The organism is Caballeronia sp. SBC1 (genome assembly GCF_011493005.1).
Classification (GTDB): Bacteria; Pseudomonadota; Gammaproteobacteria; order Burkholderiales; family Burkholderiaceae; genus Caballeronia.
On record NZ_CP049156.1, the window covers coordinates 3,220,005 to 3,241,846 of the forward strand.

Annotated in this window: 22 protein-coding genes; 6 read left to right on the forward strand and 16 right to left on the reverse strand. The window is 60.8% G+C overall.

Going from position 1 to position 21,842, the window contains the following annotated elements:
• Window positions 1-156 precede the first annotated feature (156 nt).
• Window positions 157-1,011 carry a symmetrical bis(5'-nucleosyl)-tetraphosphatase gene (locus SBC1_RS14200; protein ID WP_165988254.1) on the forward strand — a complete coding sequence of 285 codons (855 nt, stop codon included), beginning with the start codon at window positions 157-159 and terminating at the stop codon, window positions 1,009-1,011.
• A gap of 29 nt (window positions 1,012-1,040) precedes the next feature.
• Here the strand turns inward: SBC1_RS14200 and rfbD are convergent, their stop codons facing one another.
• The 10 genes from rfbD to SBC1_RS14250 form a co-directional block, all read right to left on the reverse strand.
• Entirely contained in the window at window positions 1,041-1,985 is a 945-nt protein-coding gene (rfbD, locus tag SBC1_RS14205) for a dTDP-4-dehydrorhamnose reductase (RefSeq protein ID WP_165988256.1), read from the reverse strand.
• A 10-nt stretch (window positions 1,986-1,995) separates the two neighbouring features.
• The gene (rfbC, locus tag SBC1_RS14210; RefSeq protein ID WP_165988258.1) at window positions 1,996-2,547 is read right to left on the reverse strand and encodes a dTDP-4-dehydrorhamnose 3,5-epimerase; all 552 of its coding nucleotides are present in this window, start codon (window positions 2,545-2,547) and stop codon (window positions 1,996-1,998) included.
• Entirely contained in the window at window positions 2,532-3,425 is an 894-nt protein-coding gene (gene rfbA, locus SBC1_RS14215) for a glucose-1-phosphate thymidylyltransferase RfbA (protein WP_165988260.1), read from the reverse strand. Before rfbA ends, rfbC begins: the two co-directional genes overlap by 16 nt.
• 27 nt (window positions 3,426-3,452) lie before the next feature.
• On the reverse strand, window positions 3,453-4,514 hold the full coding sequence (gene rfbB, locus SBC1_RS14220; protein WP_165988262.1) for a dTDP-glucose 4,6-dehydratase: 1,062 nt from the start codon (window positions 4,512-4,514) through the stop codon (window positions 3,453-3,455).
• Between the two features lie 199 nt (window positions 4,515-4,713).
• Window positions 4,714-5,523: a 1-acyl-sn-glycerol-3-phosphate acyltransferase gene (locus SBC1_RS14225; protein ID WP_165988263.1), complete on the reverse strand. Its 810-nt coding sequence runs from the start codon at window positions 5,521-5,523 to the stop codon at window positions 4,714-4,716.
• Between the two features lie 12 nt (window positions 5,524-5,535).
• Window positions 5,536-6,813: a dihydroorotase gene (locus SBC1_RS14230; RefSeq protein WP_165988266.1), complete on the reverse strand. Its 1,278-nt coding sequence runs from the start codon at window positions 6,811-6,813 to the stop codon at window positions 5,536-5,538.
• A gap of 4 nt (window positions 6,814-6,817) precedes the next feature.
• The gene (locus SBC1_RS14235; protein ID WP_165988268.1) at window positions 6,818-7,849 is read right to left on the reverse strand and encodes an aspartate carbamoyltransferase catalytic subunit; all 1,032 of its coding nucleotides are present in this window, start codon (window positions 7,847-7,849) and stop codon (window positions 6,818-6,820) included.
• An 89-nt stretch (window positions 7,850-7,938) separates the two neighbouring features.
• On the reverse strand, window positions 7,939-8,454 hold the full coding sequence (pyrR, locus tag SBC1_RS14240; RefSeq protein WP_165988270.1) for a bifunctional pyr operon transcriptional regulator/uracil phosphoribosyltransferase PyrR: 516 nt from the start codon (window positions 8,452-8,454) through the stop codon (window positions 7,939-7,941).
• A 9-nt stretch (window positions 8,455-8,463) separates the two neighbouring features.
• Window positions 8,464-8,925: a Holliday junction resolvase RuvX gene (gene ruvX, locus SBC1_RS14245; RefSeq protein ID WP_207958408.1), complete on the reverse strand. Its 462-nt coding sequence runs from the start codon at window positions 8,923-8,925 to the stop codon at window positions 8,464-8,466.
• Window positions 8,922-9,500, reverse strand: coding sequence for a YqgE/AlgH family protein (locus tag SBC1_RS14250; RefSeq protein ID WP_031362713.1), 579 nt, complete (start codon window positions 9,498-9,500; stop codon window positions 8,922-8,924). The genes ruvX and SBC1_RS14250 overlap by 4 nt, the downstream gene beginning before the upstream one ends.
• 29 nt (window positions 9,501-9,529) lie before the next feature.
• On the opposite strand from SBC1_RS14250, the gene SBC1_RS14255 reads away from it, so the two are divergent.
• Window positions 9,530-10,981 carry a deoxyribodipyrimidine photo-lyase gene (locus SBC1_RS14255; protein ID WP_165988272.1) on the forward strand — a complete coding sequence of 484 codons (1,452 nt, stop codon included), beginning with the start codon at window positions 9,530-9,532 and terminating at the stop codon, window positions 10,979-10,981.
• Between the two features lie 52 nt (window positions 10,982-11,033).
• On the opposite strand, the gene SBC1_RS14260 is transcribed toward SBC1_RS14255, so the two are convergent.
• Together SBC1_RS14260 and SBC1_RS14265 are read right to left on the reverse strand one after the other, a co-directional pair.
• Window positions 11,034-12,392: a hypothetical protein gene (locus SBC1_RS14260; protein WP_165988274.1), complete on the reverse strand. Its 1,359-nt coding sequence runs from the start codon at window positions 12,390-12,392 to the stop codon at window positions 11,034-11,036.
• A gap of 372 nt (window positions 12,393-12,764) precedes the next feature.
• Entirely contained in the window at window positions 12,765-12,935 is a 171-nt protein-coding gene (locus SBC1_RS14265; RefSeq protein WP_025527884.1) for a rubredoxin, read from the reverse strand.
• Between the two features lie 365 nt (window positions 12,936-13,300).
• On the opposite strand from SBC1_RS14265, the gene SBC1_RS14270 reads away from it, so the two are divergent.
• Genes SBC1_RS14270 through SBC1_RS14280 form a run of 3 tightly spaced genes read left to right on the forward strand, consistent with a single transcriptional unit; the run spans window position 13,301 to window position 15,444 of the window.
• A complete protein-coding gene (locus SBC1_RS14270) occupies window positions 13,301-14,170 on the forward strand; it encodes a hydroxymethylpyrimidine/phosphomethylpyrimidine kinase (protein ID WP_165988276.1) in 870 nt (289 codons plus the stop codon).
• 25 nt (window positions 14,171-14,195) lie between these two features.
• Window positions 14,196-15,011, forward strand: coding sequence for a DUF72 domain-containing protein (locus tag SBC1_RS14275; RefSeq protein ID WP_165988278.1), 816 nt, complete (start codon window positions 14,196-14,198; stop codon window positions 15,009-15,011).
• Window positions 15,012-15,054: 43 nt separating this feature from the next.
• Window positions 15,055-15,444, forward strand: coding sequence for a hypothetical protein (locus SBC1_RS14280; RefSeq protein ID WP_243830231.1), 390 nt, complete (start codon window positions 15,055-15,057; stop codon window positions 15,442-15,444).
• A 121-nt stretch (window positions 15,445-15,565) separates the two neighbouring features.
• On the opposite strand, the gene groL is transcribed toward SBC1_RS14280, so the two are convergent.
• Entirely contained in the window at window positions 15,566-17,206 is a 1,641-nt protein-coding gene (gene groL, locus SBC1_RS14285; RefSeq protein WP_165092446.1) for a chaperonin GroEL, read from the reverse strand.
• Window positions 17,207-17,314: 108 nt separating this feature from the next.
• A complete protein-coding gene (locus tag SBC1_RS14290) occupies window positions 17,315-17,605 on the reverse strand; it encodes a co-chaperone GroES (RefSeq protein WP_031362728.1) in 291 nt (96 codons plus the stop codon).
• 359 nt (window positions 17,606-17,964) lie between these two features.
• On the opposite strand from SBC1_RS14290, the gene SBC1_RS14295 reads away from it, so the two are divergent.
• Complete coding sequence (locus SBC1_RS14295; RefSeq protein WP_165988281.1) at window positions 17,965-18,768, forward strand: DUF2242 domain-containing protein; 804 nt, start codon at window positions 17,965-17,967, stop codon at window positions 18,766-18,768.
• A 225-nt stretch (window positions 18,769-18,993) separates the two neighbouring features.
• On the opposite strand, the gene SBC1_RS14300 is transcribed toward SBC1_RS14295, so the two are convergent.
• Both SBC1_RS14300 and SBC1_RS14305 read right to left on the reverse strand, forming a co-directional pair.
• On the reverse strand, window positions 18,994-21,111 hold the full coding sequence (locus SBC1_RS14300) for a D-(-)-3-hydroxybutyrate oligomer hydrolase (RefSeq protein ID WP_165988283.1): 2,118 nt from the start codon (window positions 21,109-21,111) through the stop codon (window positions 18,994-18,996).
• 228 nt (window positions 21,112-21,339) lie between these two features.
• The gene (locus SBC1_RS14305) at window positions 21,340-21,699 is read right to left on the reverse strand and encodes a BON domain-containing protein (protein WP_165988285.1); all 360 of its coding nucleotides are present in this window, start codon (window positions 21,697-21,699) and stop codon (window positions 21,340-21,342) included.
• Window positions 21,700-21,842 lie beyond the last annotated feature (143 nt).

Sequence of the window (21,842 nt, forward strand, 5' to 3'; positions counted from 1 at the left end):
GCCAGAGCACAAGCCTACGCAAGCCCGCCGCACGACCTCGGCCTCTCCAGAACGGCTTCGGCCAAGCAAGTCTCTCCGTAGAGCTGCCCGGCAATTAGTTCCGTTCACGCGCCGCGCCCATGCCGGCAATAGATTCACCCTTCGCATCGTTCCTACATGGCATCTTTATTCCCGCAACGCCCCGTTCCCCTCGCTTTCGGCGACATCCAGGGTTGCCGCGAAGCATTCCAGCGTCTCCTGGCTAAAGCCGCGCCGGGCGACGCCACGCCGCTGTGGTTCGCCGGCGACATCATCAATCGCGGCCCCGAATCGCTCGCCACGCTGCGTGACCTGATCGCCCTCGGCGACCGTGGTGTCGCCGTCCTCGGCAATCATGACCTGCACCTGCTCTCGGTATCGGCGGGGATCCGGAAGTCTAAAAAAGGCGACACCATCGAGGAAATCCTGGCCGCCCCCGACGCCGCCGATCTCCTCGACTGGGTCCGGCATCGTCCGATCGCGCATTTCGATCACGGCATGCTGATGGTTCATGCAGGCGTCCTGCCGCAATGGGACGTGGCGCTGACACTCGAACTCGCCGATGAATTCCAGCGCGCTCTGCGCGCGCCCAACTGGAAAGATACGCTCGCGAGCCTCTACGGCAACGAACCGGCCCGCTGGAAACCCAAGCTCAAGGGCAGCGACCGTCTGCGGGTGGTGTGCAATGCGCTGACGCGCCTGCGCTTCTGTTCCGCCGAAGGCGACATGGACTTCTCGTCCAGCGGCGGCGTGGACTCAGCGCCCTCGGGCTTCATGCCGTGGTTCGACGTCCCGTCGCGCGGGACATCAGACATCACCGTCGTGTTCGGCCATTGGGCAGCGCTGGGTCTCATCGTCCGCGATAACGTCATCGGCCTCGATTCAGGCTGCGTCTGGGGCGAAGAGCTGACGGCAATACGCTTGGCAAGCGACCCGGCCGAACGCACGGTGACGCAAGTGGAATGCTCGAACTGCCGAGCGGTTATCGACTAAAAATCGACTAAATGCCCTGCATGGCGGATTTACGGATCTAAGGACCCGTCCGCCATGCAGAGTTCCAGCGCCTCACGCCAGTCAGGCGCCGTCAGTCCGAAAGTCGCGAACAGCTTTTGGTTCGATAAGCGGGAGTTCTTCGGACGGACCGCTGCGGCTGGAAAACCAGCGGTCGTAAGACCCACTGTTGTTAAACTGGAATAGGCGACTGTCGGGATCGCCTTAATCACAGGCTTGGTCGCAAGCGTCGATGTGTCGAAAATGGCCTGAGCGAAGCCGCACCACGAGGTCGCGCCGGAAGCCGTCAGGTGGTAAATGCCCGAGCATCGCAGCCATTCGTCGCGATCCTGGACAAGAAGCTGCGCCAGCACATTGGATGTCAATGTTGCGATGGTCCTGGACCATGTCGGCGCGCCTATCTGGTCAGCCACCACGCTCAGCTCCTCCCGTTGCGCGCCAAGCTGCAGCATCGTTCGAAGGAAGTTCTTGCCTCGCGCGCCGTACACCCAGCTCGTTCGCAAGATCAGATGCGCACAGCCCGACGCCGCAATCGCCTGTTCACCAGCCAGCTTGCTCTTGCCATAAACGTTCAGCGGATTCGCGGCATCGTCTTCTTCGTACGGGTCGTCCTTCGTGCCATCGAAGACATAATCCGTCGAGTAGTGAACAAGCAACGCGCCGAGACGCTTCGCCTCCTGCGCCAGAATATCCGGTGCTTCGGCATTCAGACGCATCGCGGCAGCCACATCGTTTTCCGCTGCATCCACAGCCGTATAAGCCGCTGCGTTGACAATCAGCGCAGGCGACAGTTCGCGCACGATTCGTCGAATCTGTTCGGAATCCGAAAGATCGAGACCACCTCGATCCAGCGCCACCAGATGCCCCAAACCCTGCAGACTGCGCGCCAGTTCGAAGCCGACCTGGCCGTTGGCGCCCGTCAGCAAAATCGGTTTCCGCTCGTGTTCGGTGATCATCTAAGGGCTCTCACGCAAAGAGCTGCGCATCGGCAAGCCGCACGCCTGCCGCATCCTTCGCGGAAAGCAGCGGCTCGAAGTCGATAGGCCACTTAATCCCGATTGCCGGGTCGTTCCAGATAATGCTTCGCGCATGCTCCGGATACCAGTAATCGGTCGTCTTATACAAGCACTGCGCCGACTCCGACAACACGACAAAACCATGCGCGAACCCCGGCGGCACCCACACCTGCCGACGGTTTTCGGCTGACACTCTCACGCCGCTCCACTTGCCGAACCGCGGGGAGCTTTTGCGGATATCGACGGTGACGTCGAACACCTCTCCTTCCATCACGCGCACAAGCTTGCCCTGCGGGTGCTCGATCTGATAGTGCAGCCCGCGCAGCACACCGTGAACCGAGCGCGAATGATTGTCCTGCACGAATTCAACGCCCGCCTGCACGTGCTCACTGAAGTCGCGGTTATTGAAGCTTTCGTAGAAAAAGCCGCGGGCATCGCCGAACACTTCCGGCTCGATGACCACAACTTCCGGCAGCGCCGTAGCGGTTACGTGGATGACCATGCGACGTGGTTCGTAAGTAGGTTGAGCAGATATTGCCCGTAGGCATTTTTGGCGAGCGGATGCGCGAGCTTCAATAACTGTTCGCCGTCGATCCAGCCGCGACGGTACGCAATTTCTTCCGGACACGCGACCACCAGGCCCTGGCGCTTCTGCAATGTCGCGATGAACGTGGCCGCTTCGATCAGCGAATCGGGCGTGCCGGTATCGAGCCACGCAAAACCTCGCCCCATGATCTCCACTTCGAGTTTGCGCTGCGCGAGATAAAACGAATTCACATCGGTGATTTCGAGCTCTCCGCGCGGTGACGGTTCAATGTCGGCCGCGATCTCGCAGACGTTGTTATCGTAGAAATAAAGGCCCGTCACCGCGTAGTTCGAACGTGGCACCGCCGGTTTTTCTTCAATCGACAACGCGCGAAAATTCGCGTCGAATTCAACCACGCCGTAACGCTCGGGGTCGTGCACATGGTACGCAAAAACCGTCGCGCCATCGGACTTTGCATTGGCATGCTCGAGTTGCTTGCCAAGATCATGGCCGTAGAAAATATTGTCGCCGAGAATCAGCGCGCAGGGATCGCGGTCAATGAACTGCTCGCCAATGATGAACGCCTGCGCCAGTCCGTCCGGCGACGGCTGTACCGCGTACTGGATGTTCATGCCCCACTGGCTGCCGTCGCCGAACATGGATTCGAAACGCGGCGCATCCTGCGGTGTCGATATGATCAGCACGTCGCGAATCCCCGCGATCATCAGCGTGGAAAGCGGGTAGTAGATCATCGGTTTGTCGTACACGGGCAGCAACTGCTTCGAGACAACATGGGTGATTGGGTAGAGCCGCGTACCCGAGCCACCGGCGAGAATAATGCCTTTGCGGGCCATCGTCAGTCCTTGTTCAGCTTATCGAGTTCAAGCACGCTGCGCATAGTTGGCATCGAGCCACTTGCGATATTCACCCGAAGCCACTTCGTCGACCCACGCCTGGTTGTCGAGATACCACCGCACGGTTTTCTCGATGCCGGTCTCAAACGTTTCCGCCGGCCTCCAGCCGAGTTCAAGTTCCAGCTTGCGCGCGTCAATAGCATAGCGGCGGTCATGGCCCGGCCGATCCGCCACAAACGTGATCTGATCGCGGTATGAACCGGAGGGCTTGGTCTTCAGCCGATCGAGCAAGTCACACACGGCGTGCACGACATCAAGGTTCGACTTCTCGTTCCAACCGCCGACGTTATACGTTTCGCCCGGGCGGCCATGCGCCAGCACCTCGCGGATCGCCGCGCAATGATCACCGACGTAAAGCCAGTCGCGAATATTTTGACCATCGCCATAAACGGGCAACGGCTTGCCGCTCAACGCATTCCCGATGACCAGCGGAATCAGCTTCTCGGGAAACTGATACGGTCCGTAGTTGTTCGAACAATGTGTGGTCACGACCGGCAGCCCGTAGGTATGCCTATAAGCGCGCACCAGATGATCGGATGCAGCTTTAGTCGCGGAATACGGACTGTTCGGCGCGTACGGCGTGGTTTCGGAGAACGGCGCGTCGCCGCTAGAAAGCGAGCCGAATACTTCATCCGTCGATACATGCAACAAACGAAACGCCGATTGATCGGCATCGGGCAAGGTCTTCCAATAAGCAAGCGCTGCTTCGAGCAACGTGAACGTGCCCACAACATTAGTCTGCACAAACTCAGCGGGTCCGTGAACGGACCGGTCTACGTGACTTTCGGCGGCGAAATGCAGGACCGCGCGGGGTTTATGCTGGCTAAGCAGCGCGTCCATCGCCGCTCGGTCGCAGATGTCGACTCGCGCGAAAATATGCTTAGGGCTGCTTTGCACCGACTTGAGCGTCCCCAGATTTCCGGCGTAGGTCAGCTTGTCTACATTGAGCACGGCTTCGCTGGAGGCGTTCAGCCAACCGAGCACGAAATTAGCGCCTATAAATCCAGCGCCGCCCGTTACCAGAATCATAAAATCCCTCTAAGCCGATAGGTGCACGCATGACGCAGCTAAATGTAGTCGGTCTCGCTGCAGGCCCGCTCGGTAGGCCCGCTCATTCAAGTATAAATCCGCGTCGTGCATGGACGGCGAGATGATGTTTTACGTCTGGCGGCTTTGGGCGGCAATCTGCGAAGGCGTCGTGCTCGGACCAATATCGATCGACTGAACCTCACTGCCGCGGCGTCACCGCTTCGAACTCGCCGACCGCGCCCGCGTCGTCGCCAACAATAGCCACCGGCGCCCCAAGGCCCGCCTGCATCCGCCGTAATGCCGCCTCCACCGCCGCCTGCGCTTGCCTCGCCAGCACGCGCCTGTCGGCACCCGGCTTGATTGCATCGCAGACATACAGATGCGCTGTCAGCGGCGCATCGCGAAGCATGGCGTTCAGCGTGAACGCGAGCGTCAGGTCATCGATATAAGCCGGCGCTTCCGCCTGCCGTCCGTTTACGTCTTCGTACATCAGGCAGATCGGTTGCACCGGGCAAGCCGCCGACACAGCCGCCTGAAACAGGTTGGAGTGAAACGGCAGCAAGTCGTGCCCAAGCGATGTCGTCCCTTCAGGAAACACGCACATGAGTTCGCCGCGCACCAGCCGTTCCGACAGCTCATGCATGATGCGTTTGGCGTCGCTACGTTTTTCGCGTTGAAGGAAGATCGTGTCGAGCTGCTGCGCGAGCCAGCCGACCAGCGGCCATTGGCGCACTTCAGCCTTCGAAACAAACGGCGTCGGCCGCCACGCGTTGACCACGTAGATGTCGATCCAGGACACGTGGTTGCCGACGACCAGCGCGCCGCTATCGAGCCGCGCCTGATCGTTGTGCACGACAAGTTTCATCCCGCAACGGCGCAACATCTCGATCGACCAGAGGCGATTCAACTCCATGCGCACCTGCGGCGTCGCGTTCGGGAAACGCGTGGCCACGGTCCACATCCCGTGAAGCAAATGCCCAAAAATCCGTGCTTTGCGGAAAGCGAACATGGTCAGGACCGGTCAGTGCGCTTCATACGCAATATGCCCCGACACAAGCGTCATGATTACCCGCGCCGGCAATTCATAACCGAGGAACGGCGAGTTATGCCCCTGGCTCTTGAGCTTTTCGGGCTCGACGAGCCATTCGGCGGCGGGATCGAAGAGACAGAGATCAGCCGTTTCACCCACGGCAATACGCCCGGCGTTAAGCTTCAGCGCGTCGGCCGGTGCAGTCGTGATGCGCGTCAGCGCCTTCGCCAACGGCACGCGCGCCTCACGCGCCCATTTCACCGTCAGCGACAGCAGCAATTCCAGCCCCGTCGCACCCGGCGTTGCTTCGGCGAAGGGCAGCAGCTTTTCGTCGTCGTCGAGCGGGGTGTGATCGGAACAGATTGCGTCGATAGTGCCATCCGCCAGCCCCGCACGAATCGCGTCGCGGTCACGCTGCGAGCGCAACGGCGGATCGAGGCGAAATTGCGAGTTGAAATATCCGATGTCCATATCGGTCAGATGCACGTGGTTGATGGTTACATCGCAGGTCACGGGCAAGCCTTCGGCCTTCGCCTCGCGCACGAGCGCAACGCCCGCCGCCGACGACAAATGCGACAAGTGCACCCGCGCACCCGACACCCGCACCAGCTCGAAAATGGTATGCAACGCGATGGTTTCCGCCGACACCGGCACGCCGGACAACCCCAGTCGCGACGCCACCGCACCACTCGCCGCCACGCCACCGCTCGCCATATAAGAGTCTTGCGGACGCAGCCACACGGCATAGCCGTACGTGGTGGCATATTGCAGCGCGCGCAACAGCGTGCGTGTATTTACGATCGGCGTGTCCGCCTGCGAGAAGCCGATGCAGCCCGATTCGGTCAACTCGACCATTTCGGTGATCACCTCGCCCTTGAGCCCCACGGTCAACGCGCCGAGCGGATACACATGCGCCTGATGCAGCTTCTGCGCGCGGAACTTGAGCATTTCGACCAGACCCGGTTCGTCGAGAACGGGATCGGTATCGGGCGGGCAGACGAGACTGGTCACGCCGCCGGCAGCCGCGGCCGCCATTTCGGACGCGAGCGTAGCCTTGTGTTCAAAACCCGGCTCGCGCAGCCGCGCGCTTAAGTCGACGAAACCCGGTGCGAGGGCCAACCCTTTTGCATCGATCACGCGCGCCGCTTGGAAATCGGCGGGCGCATCGCCAATAGCAACGATCTTCCCGTCGGCGATAAACACATCGGCCCGGGTTTCCGTTCCCGCAGCCGGGTCAATGAGCGTGCCGCCCTGAATATGGATTTTCATCGTGTTAATCATTATTTCCGGCAACGATGCCCATTACCGCCATCCGCACGGCAATTCCGAATGTGACCTGGTTGAGGATCACCGATTGCGGGCCGTCGGCCACTTGTGAATCGATTTCCACGCCGCGATTCATCGGTCCGGGATGCATCACGATAGCGTCGGGAGCCGCCAGCGCGAGGCGCTCCGGCGTGAGTCCCCAGGACTTGAAATACTCTTGCGCCGAGGGCAGCAACGCGCCGCTCATGCGTTCGTTCTGCAGGCGCAGCATGATGATCACATCGACGCCCTTCAGTCCTTCGTCGAGGTTGTGATACACGTGCACGCCCATCTCGTTCAGGTTGCTGGGCAGCAAGGTGCGCGGACCAATCGCACGCACTTCCGGCACGCCGAGCGTGGTCAGCGCGTGAATGTCCGAACGGGCTACGCGCGAATGCAAAATGTCACCCACAATCGCCACGCGCAGATTCGTGAAATCGCGCTTGTAATGGCGGATGGTGTACATGTCGAGCAAACCCTGCGTGGGGTGTGCGTGACGCCCATCGCCCGCATTGATCACGTGCACATGCGGCGCGCAATGTTCAGCAATCAGATACGGCGCGCCGCTCGACGCATGGCGCACGACGAACATATCCGCGTGCATGGCCGAGAGGTTGTTGATGGTGTCGAGCAGCGACTCGCCCTTGCTCGTGGACGACGCATTGATATTCAGGTTCAGCACGTCCGCCGAGAGTCGCTTCGCGGCGATCTCGAACGTGGTCCGGGTGCGCGTGGAGTTCTCGAAGAACAGGTTGAAGACTGACTTGCCGCGCAGCAGCGGCACCTTCTTGATCTCGCGATCCGTCACGCTGACGAACTGTTCGGCGGTATCGAGAATATGCGTGACGATCGCTCGCGGAAGTCCTTCTATGGTGAGCAGATGCTTGAGTTCGCCGTTCTTCGTGAGCTGCGGATTGCCTTTGAGAAAACCGTAGCGCGAAGACGTCGGTTTTCTGTCCGGCACGCTGCTTTCGGCAGAACCCTGAGTGGCCGTGTTCATGTCGATCCTGGTGGTGCGTTGTCTTTTGTCTGGGAGAGTCGGCGCTGTTATTTGCTGACGTTCACTGCTGTTTGTGTCAGCGCGCATTTTTAATCCGTGCGCGCTTCGGTCGAGAAGGAGAGCGTGCCGTCGTCGCGCCGCGTGAGCACGAGATTGGCATTCGCGGGTACATCGACTACGCCGCCGGTGAAACGTGCCGCCATGGGCAACTCGCGGCCGCCGCGATCGGCGAGCACGGCCAGTTCAACCGAGGCCGGACGGCCGAAATCATAAAGCTCGTTGACGGCTGCGCGCACGGTCCGGCCCGTTGAGAGCACATCGTCGACCAGCAGAATTTTTTGATTGTCGACTTCGAACGGCAGCGACGTCGGGCTGGCCTGGCTGTGCAGGCCCTTTTTAGCGTAATCGTCGCGATGCAGCGATACGTTCACCACGCCGAATCCGGCCACGTTCAGGTCTTTGGCCAGCCGTTCGACGAGCCACACGCCGCCGCTATAAATACCGGCGAGCACCGGCGCGCCCGCTTGCGTCAGCGACTCGCCATAAGCGGCGCGGATCTGTCCGAGCAACTCCCGATACAGCGCCTCGGCGTCAATAGAACTCATGATTGGTCGTCAAAGTCCGTCTAGATACTGTTGGAGGATGACACGCGCGGCTTCGGCGTCGATATCGTCGTAACGGCCCTTTGCATTCATCTTCACGCCGTTGCGCTTCATTTCGGCCTTCGCTTCCACCGATGAATACCGCTCGTCCACCCAACTCACCGGCACGCTGAAACGACCGTTCAATTGATTGCCGAAACGCGTGGCCAGTTGCGTCATTTCATGCGGCGCGCCGTCGGGGTGCATGGGTAGGCCGACAATCACCGTCATGGGTTTCCATTCGGCAATTAATTGACCGGCTATTTCGAAACGATATTCACGGCTGCGGTTTTCAAACACCGTCAGCGCGCGGGCGTGCCGGGTCAACGTGTTGCCAACCGCGACGCCAATGCGTTTCTCGCCGTAATCGAAGGCGAGCAGCGTGGCCTCGATGCGGGCTTCAATACGGGCATCCCCCGGGGCGTCACCCGTCATGCGTGGCCCGCTTCGCCCGAGAGCATGGAAAGCGACACGCCAAGCAACGACAACGCCGCTTGCAGCTTGTCCTCGGCGGGCACGTCGAAGACGATGCGCGGATCAGCTTCCACGGTCAGCCAGCCGTTCTTGGCGATTTCTTCTTCCAGTTGCCCCGCGCCCCAACCGGCATGGCCGAGCGTAAGCAGGAACCGTGCAGGCCCCTTGCCGCTCGCGACCGCTTCGAGCACGTCTTTCGACGTGGTCATGGCAAGGCCGCCGGGAACGCTCATGGACGAAGTGTAGACGTCGCCGTCGGCCGGATCGTGCAGCACGAAGCCGCGTTCCGTCTGCACCGGACCGCCGAAATAAACGGGCAGATGCACGAGCGGCTCGATCTCGAGTTTCAGGTCGATGCGATTGAAAAGCGATTGGAGGTCGATATCGGTCGGCCGGTTGATCACCAGGCCAAGCGCACCGCGCTCGCTGTGATCGCAAAGGTAGACTACAGTCCCTGAGAACGTGGGATCGGCCATGTTGGGCATGGCGATCAGGAACTGATTGGTCAAATTGATGCGATCGGAAGTCTTGGACATAATTCAAATTTTAGCAAAGGCGCTGCTTGATGGCCGACTTTGATCTGGGGCTAGTCTGGTTTCGACGAGACCTGCGCGTAGCAGACCATGCTGCACTCTATCACGCACTAACACGCTGTCGCCGGGTGCTGTGCGCGTTCGTTTTCGACAGCGAAATTCTGTCTCCCCTTCCTCAAAACGATCGTCGAGTACCGTTTATTCATGCCAGCCTGATCGAACTCGACCAAACCCTGCGCGACGCGGGTGGCGGCCTGATGGTGCGGCACGGTCTGCCGTCGCACGAGATTCCGGGGCTGGCCCGCGAATGCGGCGTCGACGCGGTGTTCACGAATCGTGACTACGAACCGTCGGCGAAAGCGCGAGACGAGGATATCGCCAAAAAACTGGCCAGCGCGGACGTGGCGTTTTTCACGTTCAAAGATCAGGTCATTTTTCATCAGGACGACGTGCTGACGGGCGCGGGCAAGCCGTACACCGTGTTCACGCCCTATAAGCGCAACTGGCTCGCCTCGCTGACGCCGGATGCGATGAAGCCGTATGCATCGGAAGAAAATCTTTCTGTTCTGGCACGGCCGCCTGCTGAAGTAAAACACGCCATTCCGTCGCTGGAATCGCTGGGATTCAGCGCTGCACACGCGCCCGCGTTGCCGGCCGGAACGAGCGGCGCGTACCAGCTCTTTGATGATTTCCTCGACCGTATGGTCGATTACGACCGGACCCGCGACTTCCCATCCGTCAAGGGACCGAGCTATCTCAGCGTTCATCTCCGGCACGGCACCATTTCGATTCGCGCGTTGGCTCGTACCGCTCACGATGCTCAGCGTCACGGCAACCGGGGCGCCGAAACGTGGCTGTCCGAATTGATCTGGCGCGACTTCTATTTTTCGGTGCTGCACCATTTTCCCTACGTTGGCGTGCCGGGCGACCACAAGGCGTTCAGGCCGGAATACGACCGTATTCAGTGGGAAACGGGCGATGCTGCCGATGCGAGTTTTGCTGCATGGTGCGAAGGCCGGACGGGTTATCCGCTAGTCGATGCCGCCATGCGGCAGATCAACCAGTCGGGTTACATGCATAACCGCTTGCGGATGGTCGTGGCGAGTTTTCTCACCAAAGATCTGGGGCTGGACTGGCGGCGGGGGGAACAGTATTTCGAGTCGCTGCTGAACGACTTCGAACTGTCATCGAATAATGGCGGGTGGCAGTGGGCGTCGTCGAGCGGCTGCGACGCTCAACCGTATTTCCGCATTTTCAATCCAATCACGCAGTCGGAGAAATTCGATACCCGCGGCAAGTTCATCCGTCATTACGTGCCGGAACTCGCCGCGCTGTCGGATAAAGACATCCATGCGCCGTGGAAAGCGAAACCGGATGCGTTGAAGGCAGCGAAGATTTCGCTGGGCGCTGAATACCCCATGCCGATTGTCGATCACGATACCGCGAGAAAAATCACGCTCGCGCGGTATGCCGCGATCAAGTAGCGCAGTTAAGGCGCTCGTTCACGCACAGGGTCCGAGCGAGTGAGCGGAAAGCCTACCGCGCCGCGACCATTCCCCTCTCGATCATCGCGGTCAGCGCCGCAACAGACGCCCCGCCCTCCGAAGGTGCGATTCCAGCTGCAGCCTGATGCAGCATCGCGCCAAGCGCCTGAGCCGCCCGCTCGGGAATCGCGGCATCGAGCGGCGAGCCCTCCGGCGTTGTCTGCGCCTCGTACGCAATCCGCCGCCACGCGAGCCCGAGCGTGTCGGCCAGCAACGCGACATGGCCCAGCCCTAACGCACACGCCGCCGCACCCAGCCGATACGCCGCGTCAGCCGCCTTCAGCGCAGCCGGCACGTCAATGCGCGCGGCGTCCCGCGCCGACATCCCATGCTCAATCAACGCGCCGATAGCCGGCTCGGCGCTCGTCAGAAAGTCTTCATACGCAACGGCGTTCACGCGCAATACGCCCAAATCTCGCGTGGACGCGTCACGCGCCTGCTCCGCATTGCGCTCCCATGCGTCCTCGGACGCCTGCGACGCCGCGATGTGCCAGTCCACGGTCAGGCCGTAATCGCGCAACACATCGACCTGGGCGGAATCCTCTGCCGATGCGCCATATAACGCGTAATCGCGCCACAGCAACGCCAGCGCGGCGCGCACCAACGACTTGGGCGCATGCGACAAACCGTGCGCCTGATCGGCAAGAACAAGATTGAAGCGAGCGTAGAGACGGCGCGCGTCGGCCGCGGTGTCGGGATCGGGCTGCAAACGCAATGCTTCGACCACCGCGCCCGCCAGACGCCAGAAATCGTAGGGATCGGGACCGGCGAGATCGGCAAGACAGGCGTCGAGGATAGAGACAATTTCAGCCTCCCCCTTCAACTCGCCAGCCTTCGAACGCAGCAGCATCAGCAACGCACGTTCGTAGTGCGCCCGCACGCGAGCGAGGCGTTCGGGAGAAATGGAACGCAGCGTAGCCGGCGGAATGGCGCGGCCAGCGAGCGCGAGGTCATCGAAGGAAACGGGCACGGCCCGGGTATGCGCGGCCATCAGCGCATGCAGCCCTCGATAATGCTCGAACAGCAGCGTGGAACAGGCCATTTCGCGCAGATTGCGCCGTTCCACCGCCGCGCTGAAATCACGCAACGTTTCGGCGAACTGGTTGCGATTTTTGTCGCTCAGCGCGGCAAGCGGTGACACCAGCACCAGGGTCTCGCCGAAACGCTGCGCCGGGAGCCAGCCCGCCGACTGCAACGCACCAATCCCGCGGCGCAGGACGCCCAGCGTGTCGCCGTCGCGCATGAACGCGTGCAGCGCGTCGGTCAGCGCCATCTCAGCAATCCGCACGGCGCCGCCGCGCGGATTGGGCAATGCCTGGAACGTGTTGCTCAAACCGGATTGAGTTGTCATGGAACGCTCACGAGCCGATGCTCGGCGCTACGCCGTGCATCGGATGGATCTTGATCGAACCCGGGCGCATTTCGCCAATATATGCCGCGATGCATGCCGCCGCATCCCCTCTGGCAATACAACCCGGACACACGCCGGAAGAGTCGAGTCGGGTCGAGCCAACTCGCTCGCCGAGCGTTCCTGCTCACTAGTCTGTCTTTGGTTTAACTGACCATCATGCGTGCCACGGAACCATGACGCAAATCACGAAGCGAAGCACCACGCATCACGCGAACCGCGCGCCTATTTCCCCATACGTAAACAAGACGCGCCGCATGAAGGCATCCCATCCATGCGGCGCGGTTTTTCCTTGCGCGACGTCCGAGACTCGGCTCAGATCTGGACCATTTCGAAGTCTTCCTTGCGTGCGCCGCATTCTGGACACGTCCAGTTAATTGGAACGTCTTCCCAGCGAGTGCCCGGCGCAATTCCTTCCTCGGGCAGTCCTGCTTCTTCGTCGTAAATCCAGCCACAAATCAGGCACATCCAGCTTCTGTATTCCATACTTATGTCGCGTCGGGCAATCGGTTAAATGAGTGCATGATGGTACCGGTTTGGCGGCGCGATGCCTAGCAATGCAGCAGTGCTGGCCGATCGGCCAGGATTCGGACGGTTTTTGGGTTTCGCCGGGATTTCTGCTATCCCCTCTCCGGCGCCTCCACGTGAGCGCTACACAGCCTGCGACGCCCTTCCAGCAAGTATCGGTCCCTCGTCGCACCGGTTCCCGCACAATAATTCACCCGGCTTTGGTGCGAAAAAAAGGCCATCTCATGTGCCCGCGCGACTTTAGGCCGCATAATCGTGCCGTTTGCGCCGACTCCTTGTCCGGCCGCTTGAATAGCCGATAGATCGAACACACGAATAATCCGATGCCCAGCGACACCCCTCCTATTGTTCTAACCTTTGGCCTGTCCGATCCCACGGGTGGCTCCGGCCTGCAGGCAGACCTGCTGACACTTGCCAGCATGGGTTGCCACGGACTCACTGTCCTCACCGGCTACACCGTGCGCGACTCGGCGACCTGCGACGAAGTGACCGGGCTAGACCCCGACACCGTTGGCACGCAGGCCCGCATGTTGCTGGAAGATATGCCGGTGGCGGCCTTCAAGATCGGCGCGGCGACGCGTGCGGAAGTGGTCAGCGCAATTGCAGAAGTGGTCGCCGACTACGACGACGTGCCGCTGATCCTCGCACCCGACTTCACGCTCGACGACGAACACGTGCTGGCGGCTGACGAATTGCGCGAGTCGATGGCGGATCTACTGGTGCCGCAAACGACCATGCTGGTCGCCGATCACGCCACGCTCCTGCAGCTCGCGCAGCCGGACGGCGACGCCGAAGCCCCCACGCTCGACGCCGCGATCTCGCATTTGCTGTCGCAAGGCTGCGAGTACATCCTGGCGACGGAAACGGGCACGCACCGGCATGTGAATACGCTTTACAGTGAGGAAGGCCAGATCCGGCAGGACACGTGGGACCGGACCGAGCACCGCATGATGGGCATTACCGACACGCTCGGGTCTGCCATCGCCGCGTTGCTCGCAAACGGGCAGGAACCAGCGGAAGCCGCGCGCGAAGCACAGGAATATGTGTTCCAGGCGACTCGCGCCGCCTTCAGGCCCGGCATGGGCGCCTATTTGCCGGATCGGTTTTTCTGGGCACGTTCGAACGATGACGACGAGACGCCGCCCGTGGTTGTCGATGCACCACCCGTTACACCGGGCGAAGCCCGCCACTGACATTTTCCTGGAGCGAGACTGACCCATGCCGCTGCGCAAAACATCGCTCCACCCACTCAAGCACAGTCCCGGCCCCGTACGGATCGGCTGCGCCGGCTGGGGCATCACGGACGCGGTCGCGGAACACTTCCCCGGCGACGGTACTCACCTCGCCCGTTATTCGCAGGTGCTGACCTGCGTCGAGATCAACTCCAGCTTTTATCGGCCGCATCGGGCGGAAACGTATGCACGCTGGCGCGACAGCGTCCCCAGCTCGTTTCGCTTTTCCGTGAAGATCCCGAAGGCTATTACGCACGACGCACGCCTGGTGAACTGCGAAACGCTGCTCGACACCTTCTTCGAAGCCGCGACACAACTGGGCAGCACGCTCGGCTGCTGGCTCGTGCAACTGCCACCCAGCCTCGTGTTCGATCCTGCCGTAGCCGAATCGTTTTTTGCATCGATGCGCGAACGCACGGAGATTCCCGTCGCGCTGGAAGCACGGCACGAAAGCTGGTTCGCGAAAGGCGCGGCAGCGTTGCTCAAGTCGAAAAAGATCGCATACGTCGATGCCGATCCACAACCTGATGACTGTTTCATCGCGCATCGGGCGGATACATCGCTGGTGTATTTCCGTTTGCATGGCTCGCCGGAGATGTACCAGTCGTCGTACGAATACCCCTACCTTGATGCCCTCGCGGTAACGCTGCATGACCGGGCAAAAAAAGCGCACGAGGTATGGTGCATCTTCGACAACACCGCCGCCGGCCACGCCCAGTTCAACGCGCTGCGCGTGAAAAGCCGCAGGGCATTGAACGTGCGGCCGAAGCGCGCGGCCGTCAGGGAGAACGCCGATGCTTGAGTGCAGGAAATGGCTAAGTGCGCGGTTTATTGCGGGGGTGTTGATGGCTCTCAGCTCCGCTGCGGCGTTCGCCCAGACGCCTCCGGCTCCCGCGGAAAACCCGAATGCGAACGCAACGCCGGTCGGTGATGGCACTTTTCTGCTGACCATTTTCCTGAAGCATGATCAGTCGAAGACGCTGCCGAAGATCAACGAACAGCTGAAGGAGCAAGGCTTCTTCAAGGCGTTCCCGCCGCCGGGCGTTCAGGTGGTTTCGTGGTACGTGATGATGGGTATCGGTCAGGTGGTCACGCTGCGCGTTCCCGCCGATAAATTGCGAGACGTGAATCGCGCAATCGAAAATACCGCGTGGGGAGGCTACCGGACCGAGTTTTATCCGACCTACGACTACAAGGCTGTCGCCGAACAAATGCGCACACAGAACAACAAGTAGCCGGGAATTGCCGAAAGCCCAAGAAAAAACCCGCATCGTTGCCGATGCGGGTTTTTCTTTGAGCAGGCGCCGAGCTCCCGAAGAAGCTCGCGCTGCCCTGTAATTCAGGGCAGGCCCGAAATTACATGTCCATGCCCATACCGCCCATGCCGCCGGGCATACCGCCGCCCATCGGAGCATCGTCCTTCGGCAGTTCCGACACAGCGCAGTCGGTCGTCAGCAGGAGACCTGCCACCGATGCCGCGTTTTGCAGTGCCGTACGCGTCACCTTGGTCGGGTCCACAACACCGGCTTCCACCAGGTCGACGTACTCGCCCGTTTGCGCGTTGTAGCCAAAGTTGCCCGTACCGGCTGCAACTGCTGCCACCACGACGCTGGCTTCTTCGCCACCGTTCGTGACGATCTGGCGAAGCGGCTCTTCCATCGCGCGCAGCACGATCTTGATGCCTGCGTCCTGGTCGGCGTTCGCGCCCTTCAGGTCCTTCAGTGCCAGACGAGCGCGGATCAGCGCAACGCCGCCACCAGCCACGATGCCTTCTTCCACAGCTGCGCGCGTTGCGTGCAGTGCGTCTTCAACACGTGCCTTCTTTTCCTTCATTTCCATTTCGGTCGCAGCGCCAACCTTGATCACTGCAACGCCGCCAGCCAGCTTGGCGACACGTTCTTGCAGCTTTTCACGGTCGTAGTCCGACGTAGCTTCGTCGATTTGCGTGCGAACTTGCTTAACACGCGCTTCGATGCTTGCAGCTTCGCCAGCGCCGTCGATGATCGTAGTGTTTTCCTTCGCCACTTCGATGCGCTTAGCCGAACCCAGCTCAGCCAGCGTTGCCTTTTCCAGCGTCAGGCCGGTTTCTTCAGCAATCACTTGACCGCCGGTCAGGATTGCGATGTCTTCCAGCATGGCCTTACGACGATCGCCAAAGCCCGGAGCCTTCACAGCAACGGTCTTCAGGATGCCGCGGATGTTGTTCACAACCAGCGTTGCCAGAGCTTCGCCTTCCACATCTTCAGCGATGATCAGCAGCGGACGGCCAGCCTTCGCAACTTGTTCCAGGATCGGGAGCAGGTCACGAATGTTCGACACCTTCTTGTCGTGCAGCAGCACGAACGGGTTTTCGAGGATCGCGGTTTGCTTTTCCGGCGTGTTGATGAAATACGGCGACAGGTAGCCGCGGTCGAATTGCATACCTTCAACCACGTCCAGCTCGTCTTCCAGCGACTTGCCGTCTTCAACCGTGATCACGCCTTCCTTGCCGACCTTGTCCATTGCTTCAGCAATACGGTCACCAATCGACGAATCGCTGTTAGCCGAAATCGCGCCAACTTGAGCGATTTCCTTGTTCGTCGTGCAAGGCTTGCTGATCTTGCGCAGTTCTTCAATAGCAGCGGTCACTGCCTTGTCGATGCCGCGCTTCAGGTCCATCGGGTTCATGCCCGATGCAACGTACTTCATGCCTTCGCGGACGATCGACTGGGCCAGAACCGTAGCCGTGGTCGTGCCGTCGCCGGCGTTGTCGCTGGTGCGGGAAGCAACTTCCTTCACCATTTGCGCGCCCATGTTCTGGAGCTTGTCTTTCAGTTCGATTTCTTTAGCGACCGAAACACCGTCCTTCGTGACCGTCGGGCCGCCGAAGCTGCGTTCCAGAACCACGTTACGACCCTTCGGGCCCAGCGTGACCTTGACCGCGTTGGCCAGGATGTTCACGCCTTCAACCATCTTTGCACGGGCGATATCGCCAAATACGACTTCTTTAGCTGCCATATTCAAACTCCTTGATTCGTTTCAGTTTTTGGCCTTTTCCAGGCCGGGCGAGAGTCGCATGAGCGCGGGTCGATCGCACCGGCTGGAAGGCCGCAGGCTTGAAGGTGATTACTTGACCAGAACGGCCATGATGTCTTCTTCGCGCATCACGAGCAGTTCATTGCCGTCGACCTTGACGGTCTGACCAGCGTATTTACCGAACAGCACGCGGTCGCCCACTTTGACGTCGAGGGCGTTTTGCGTACCCTTGTCATCGCGCTTGCCCGGGCCGACGGCCAGGATTTCGCCCTGATCCGGCTTTTCAGCTGCAGCGTCGGGGATGATGAGGCCCGAGGCAGTCTTGGTTTCCTGATCCAGACGTTTGACGATGACGCGATCGTGCAAAGGACGAAGGTTCATACACACTCCTCTCTTAACTGAGACTATAAAAACGCGGGAAACCCGTCCGACGACCCACAAAGCCACCGGCCGGAAAACTGTTAGCACTCTCGTGCGACGAGTGCCAAGTATATGGCACACCGATCGGTAATTTCAAGAAGGGATATCGGCGAGGGACGAGAAATAGATGTGTTACGAGCGGCGGCGGGGCTGCGGCGGGATTGAGCCGCCTACGAAAACCGTCTGCGGTACGGGATTCAGGCCATATCGGCTGCGTGGAGTTCTTGCCCATCTCCATAATTTCCTGCTTTTTACGTCGACACGCGCGGCGCACTACAATCTACGCCACCGATGTCCTTCGTTTCATCCAGCCGCCCGTCATGCAAAACCCGCTTTCCCGCCTTTCACTCGCCCTGCCCCTGCTCGCCCTCGCCGCTTGTGGGGGCAACGCCACGCCCACGCCCAGCTACCAGGCCGAAATGTTCTCGACGGGCGCGAGCCCGTTCGCGCACAACTACGACGCCACCAGTCAGGAAACCTGCGAAGCCTCGCGCCGAGCGCTGCTGAGCCAGGGTTACGTGACGACCATGCCGCAGCCCGATACCATCGATGCCACCAAGAACTTCCAGCCGGCGGCAGATACGCACGTGGTGGTGTCGTTTCATGTCGTCTGCACGGCGGGCGAGAACGCGACCAATACGAGCATCGCGTATGTGAATGCGGTGCAGGACGGCTATACGCTGAAGAAAAGCGATACCTCGGCCAGCGTGGGATTGAGCGTGCTCGGCTCGCTCTCGCTGCCGATCCGCTCGAACAGCGACTCGATGGTAAAAATCTCCAGCGAAACCGTGCCGGCAGGCAAGTTCTACGATCGCTTTTTTAGTTTGGTCGGGCACTATTTGAAGACCGTGCCGCGCAGCTCGCCCATTCCTGGCGAGAACGTCAGCAGCCAGGCGCTCGCGCCATCGCTGATCCTGAATTCGCCGGACCTCACGCCAACACCTATTGTCGTGCAGACGCCAGCCGCGAGTTCGGCCGCTCGCGCGGAGTTGAACGCCAGCGCCGCTAAACCACCGCCAGCGGCGAGTGCTGTTCCAGCCGCCAGCGCCACGGCGGTGACCGCGGCTACCTCAACGGCTAGCCCGGCTTCCGCGCCGGTGGCGGCATCGGCGACTACCCCTTAAGCATTCGAACATAGTTGCCGTCCGGTGCGTTCATGTTGTCGCCAAAGTACGCACCGGGAGTCGCCACGTTATCAATCGAAGATAGCGGCTGGATTATCGAAAAATTGCAGTCAGCGACGCGCCAACGGCCGCCAGTTCAGCGGCCGCGCTTCGACTCATCGCAGATCGGATCTCGGCCAATACCCTCATCGGCCAGCCTTTGATCGGCGAGATGTATGCCTCGCTTCAGTTCGGCACATTCACTCCGCCGCCGCCAAACGTGATCGCGTTCGCCCCGGGCGACGCGGAAATCGCCGGTAAATTGTTCACCGACAAAGCCGGCGCAGCCCCCGGCGTACCACCCCGCGCCACCGTATGCACGACCTGCGACGGCGGCAAAGGCGCCCCGTTCTTCAAATGCGCCCACATCAGGTTCAGCGCCTGCAGGTTGTAGTACTGCAACGGCACGAAGCGCGTATCAAAGCCCGCGACGCTCAGGAACGCATCGAAATGCTGGCCGTTCGTGATCTCGTAAAAGGACAAATTGCTGGAATTGCCTTCGGCCAGCTTGTTCATCGCGGCGTACGGGCGCGACGCGTGATTGATCGGCACGAGCGTATCCGAGCGCCCCTGAACGATGATTACCGGCTTTCCGTGCAAATTCGCATTCACGCGGATCGCATTGACGCTCGCGGTCATCTTCGCGTCACCATTCGTCCACAAGCCGCGCAGACAAAACGCGCCGGCGAAACTGGCGTCGGCGGTTGCGAATCGATGGTCCGCCGCGCCCGAATTCCCCACGTTCCCCGCGTTGTAGACAAGATTGATACCGTTGGTCGGCGGCACGCCATTGCCGTTGCCGAACACGGTAAGCATGGGAGAAACCACCGGGCTGACTCCAGCCGCTCCCGTCACTGCATTGGTCGTGCCGAAACTGAAATTGCAGAGGTTATCGGTGACGCTCGATTGCGTGTACGCATTCGCGTAGGTCACGGCAACCGCTGGCACAGCTTGCGAATCCCACATCGGCGCCTGCAGGAAGTCGGAATCCGTCTGATAACCGGCCTGATGCAATTGGGCGAGCGCATTGGTGGCCTGGCTGATCACATCGCCCCCGGAAATCACGCCACTCGTCGCCAGCGACGCGCAACGCGCCGCCCGGATCGATGCGGTCGTGGCCACCGGCAACGTCGAGAGATACGGCGCGCCCGCTGCAGCCGGCGCCAGCGCTGCGCAAGGCTGCAGCAAGTTCGCGAGCGTCATGTAATCGGCGAGCGGCCGGCCGAACGACGCCACCGGCACGCCGCCCTGCCTGACAGAAACCTGCGATGGCACGTTCAGGTTGATCTGCGGCTCACCCACGACCACCGCCGTGATCCATCCCTGCGTGTCCTGCTCGGCGGCCGCGAGCGACGCGCCGCCGCCATTACTCACCGAAGCCGCGATGGTGGTCACATCGCCGCGGTTATAGCGGATCTTCTGCGTGCTGCCCCCGGCCGAGCCGTAGGTATCATTAAGCGCCCAGTACGCGAACTGGATCGCCTGCAGCGTATTCGTGCCCCAGTTTTTCTCCGGATTCTGCTGCGAGTGGGCGTGCTTGAAAGCATAGCGATTCGGGAATTGCGCGTTGAACGCGGCAAGATTGGTGCTCCCGAGGTTCGCCGTGAACACGCTGCTCTTGCCCGCGGCCGCGGCGTTGAACAACGTACCGTCGATAAGCGTAATCGTGTTCGTCGCCAGTTCGTGCGCGCCGTTGCCGGTGCCTTTATCGGTGTAAGCGACCGCGCAGCCGCGTTTCAAACCCCATTCCCCCGCCGCCGATATTGCCCCGTACACGCCGCGCGACCCGGACGAAGTCGCCGTGACAATGCACGGCTGGTCGGGGTTGAAACTCGCCGGGATCTGTACGAGCAAGCTGACGTTGAGCGTGCCGCTGCCGTCGTCGGCGAAAGCCAGATACTCCTTGCCGGCGATCATCCCCTCGCCGAGCGTGTCGTTGCCGTTCAGGTCAACGTTCGGCCCCCAGAAGCGCCCGTAGCCGCCATTGGCGGACATATCGACGAGCGCGCGGTAGTTCGAGTAGATCGCGAGACGACGCAGTTCAGCGGCGCTCGGTGCGGCTGGGTTGGCGATGGCCGGCGGCGTTGCCGATGCCAGTCCGTCCTTGCCCAGCCCCGCTGTCAGCAGGTCGTCGGTCGTGCCGTCGTAGGTTTGCGTGCGCACGCTGCCGGAGATGAAGCTTGGCAGCGCATTGGTCGGCGAACCGTTGCCATTGTCATGGCCGTCATCGTTGCCGTGACAGGCCGCGAGGCCGAACGCAACCATTGCCAGGGCAAGCGCCGTGGCTCCCGGGAATCGTTTCATCGTCGCTCTCCAGCATGTTGTTTTTATTCGGCGTACTTCTTTCGATGCACGTCGCGAATCCGCTCCTGCTCTCAACCAGGAAGCTTTAACTCGAAGATTGAACCCATAACGCATAACGGGTTCCGGTGCGAAGCACCGGAACCCGTTATTTAAGCCGCTGAACGAAACCGCGGAGCACGCTGCACACACGGTGCAACGACGCGCCGCTGTCCAAGGCTCAGGAAAACATCAGCCTCCGCCACCGTTCGGCTGAGCCAGCGTGATCTTGTTCGACACGGAGGTGACACCGGCCACGCCCTTCGCCACTTCCTCGGCCTTCGGAATCTGCGCGCCGTCCGGCACCGTACCCGTCAGCACGACAGCACCGCCGCGTGCGCGCACGAAGATGTTCGACACGTCGATGCCCTGTGCCTTACTCAATGCACGCCGCACATCGAGGCCGAGCTTGCGGTTGACCTTCTTGGTGGTCTTGGCCGACGGTGCTGCGCCCGTCGTGGCCATGGCATCACTTGATTGAGCATAGGCGCTCGACGCCACTGCGACGCACACTACGACGCTCAGCGCCTTCAACATATCGACTACTTTCATGACTTCTCCTTTTGTTTCGCTATGGACTTCGCAAAGTGTTGCTCTTGTGCTTCTTTTGGACCGCATCAACCCAGCGGTTTGGCTACGACATCTTGCGGTCTGATTGTAAAAAACAACAATCCACGCACATACGATACAAACAG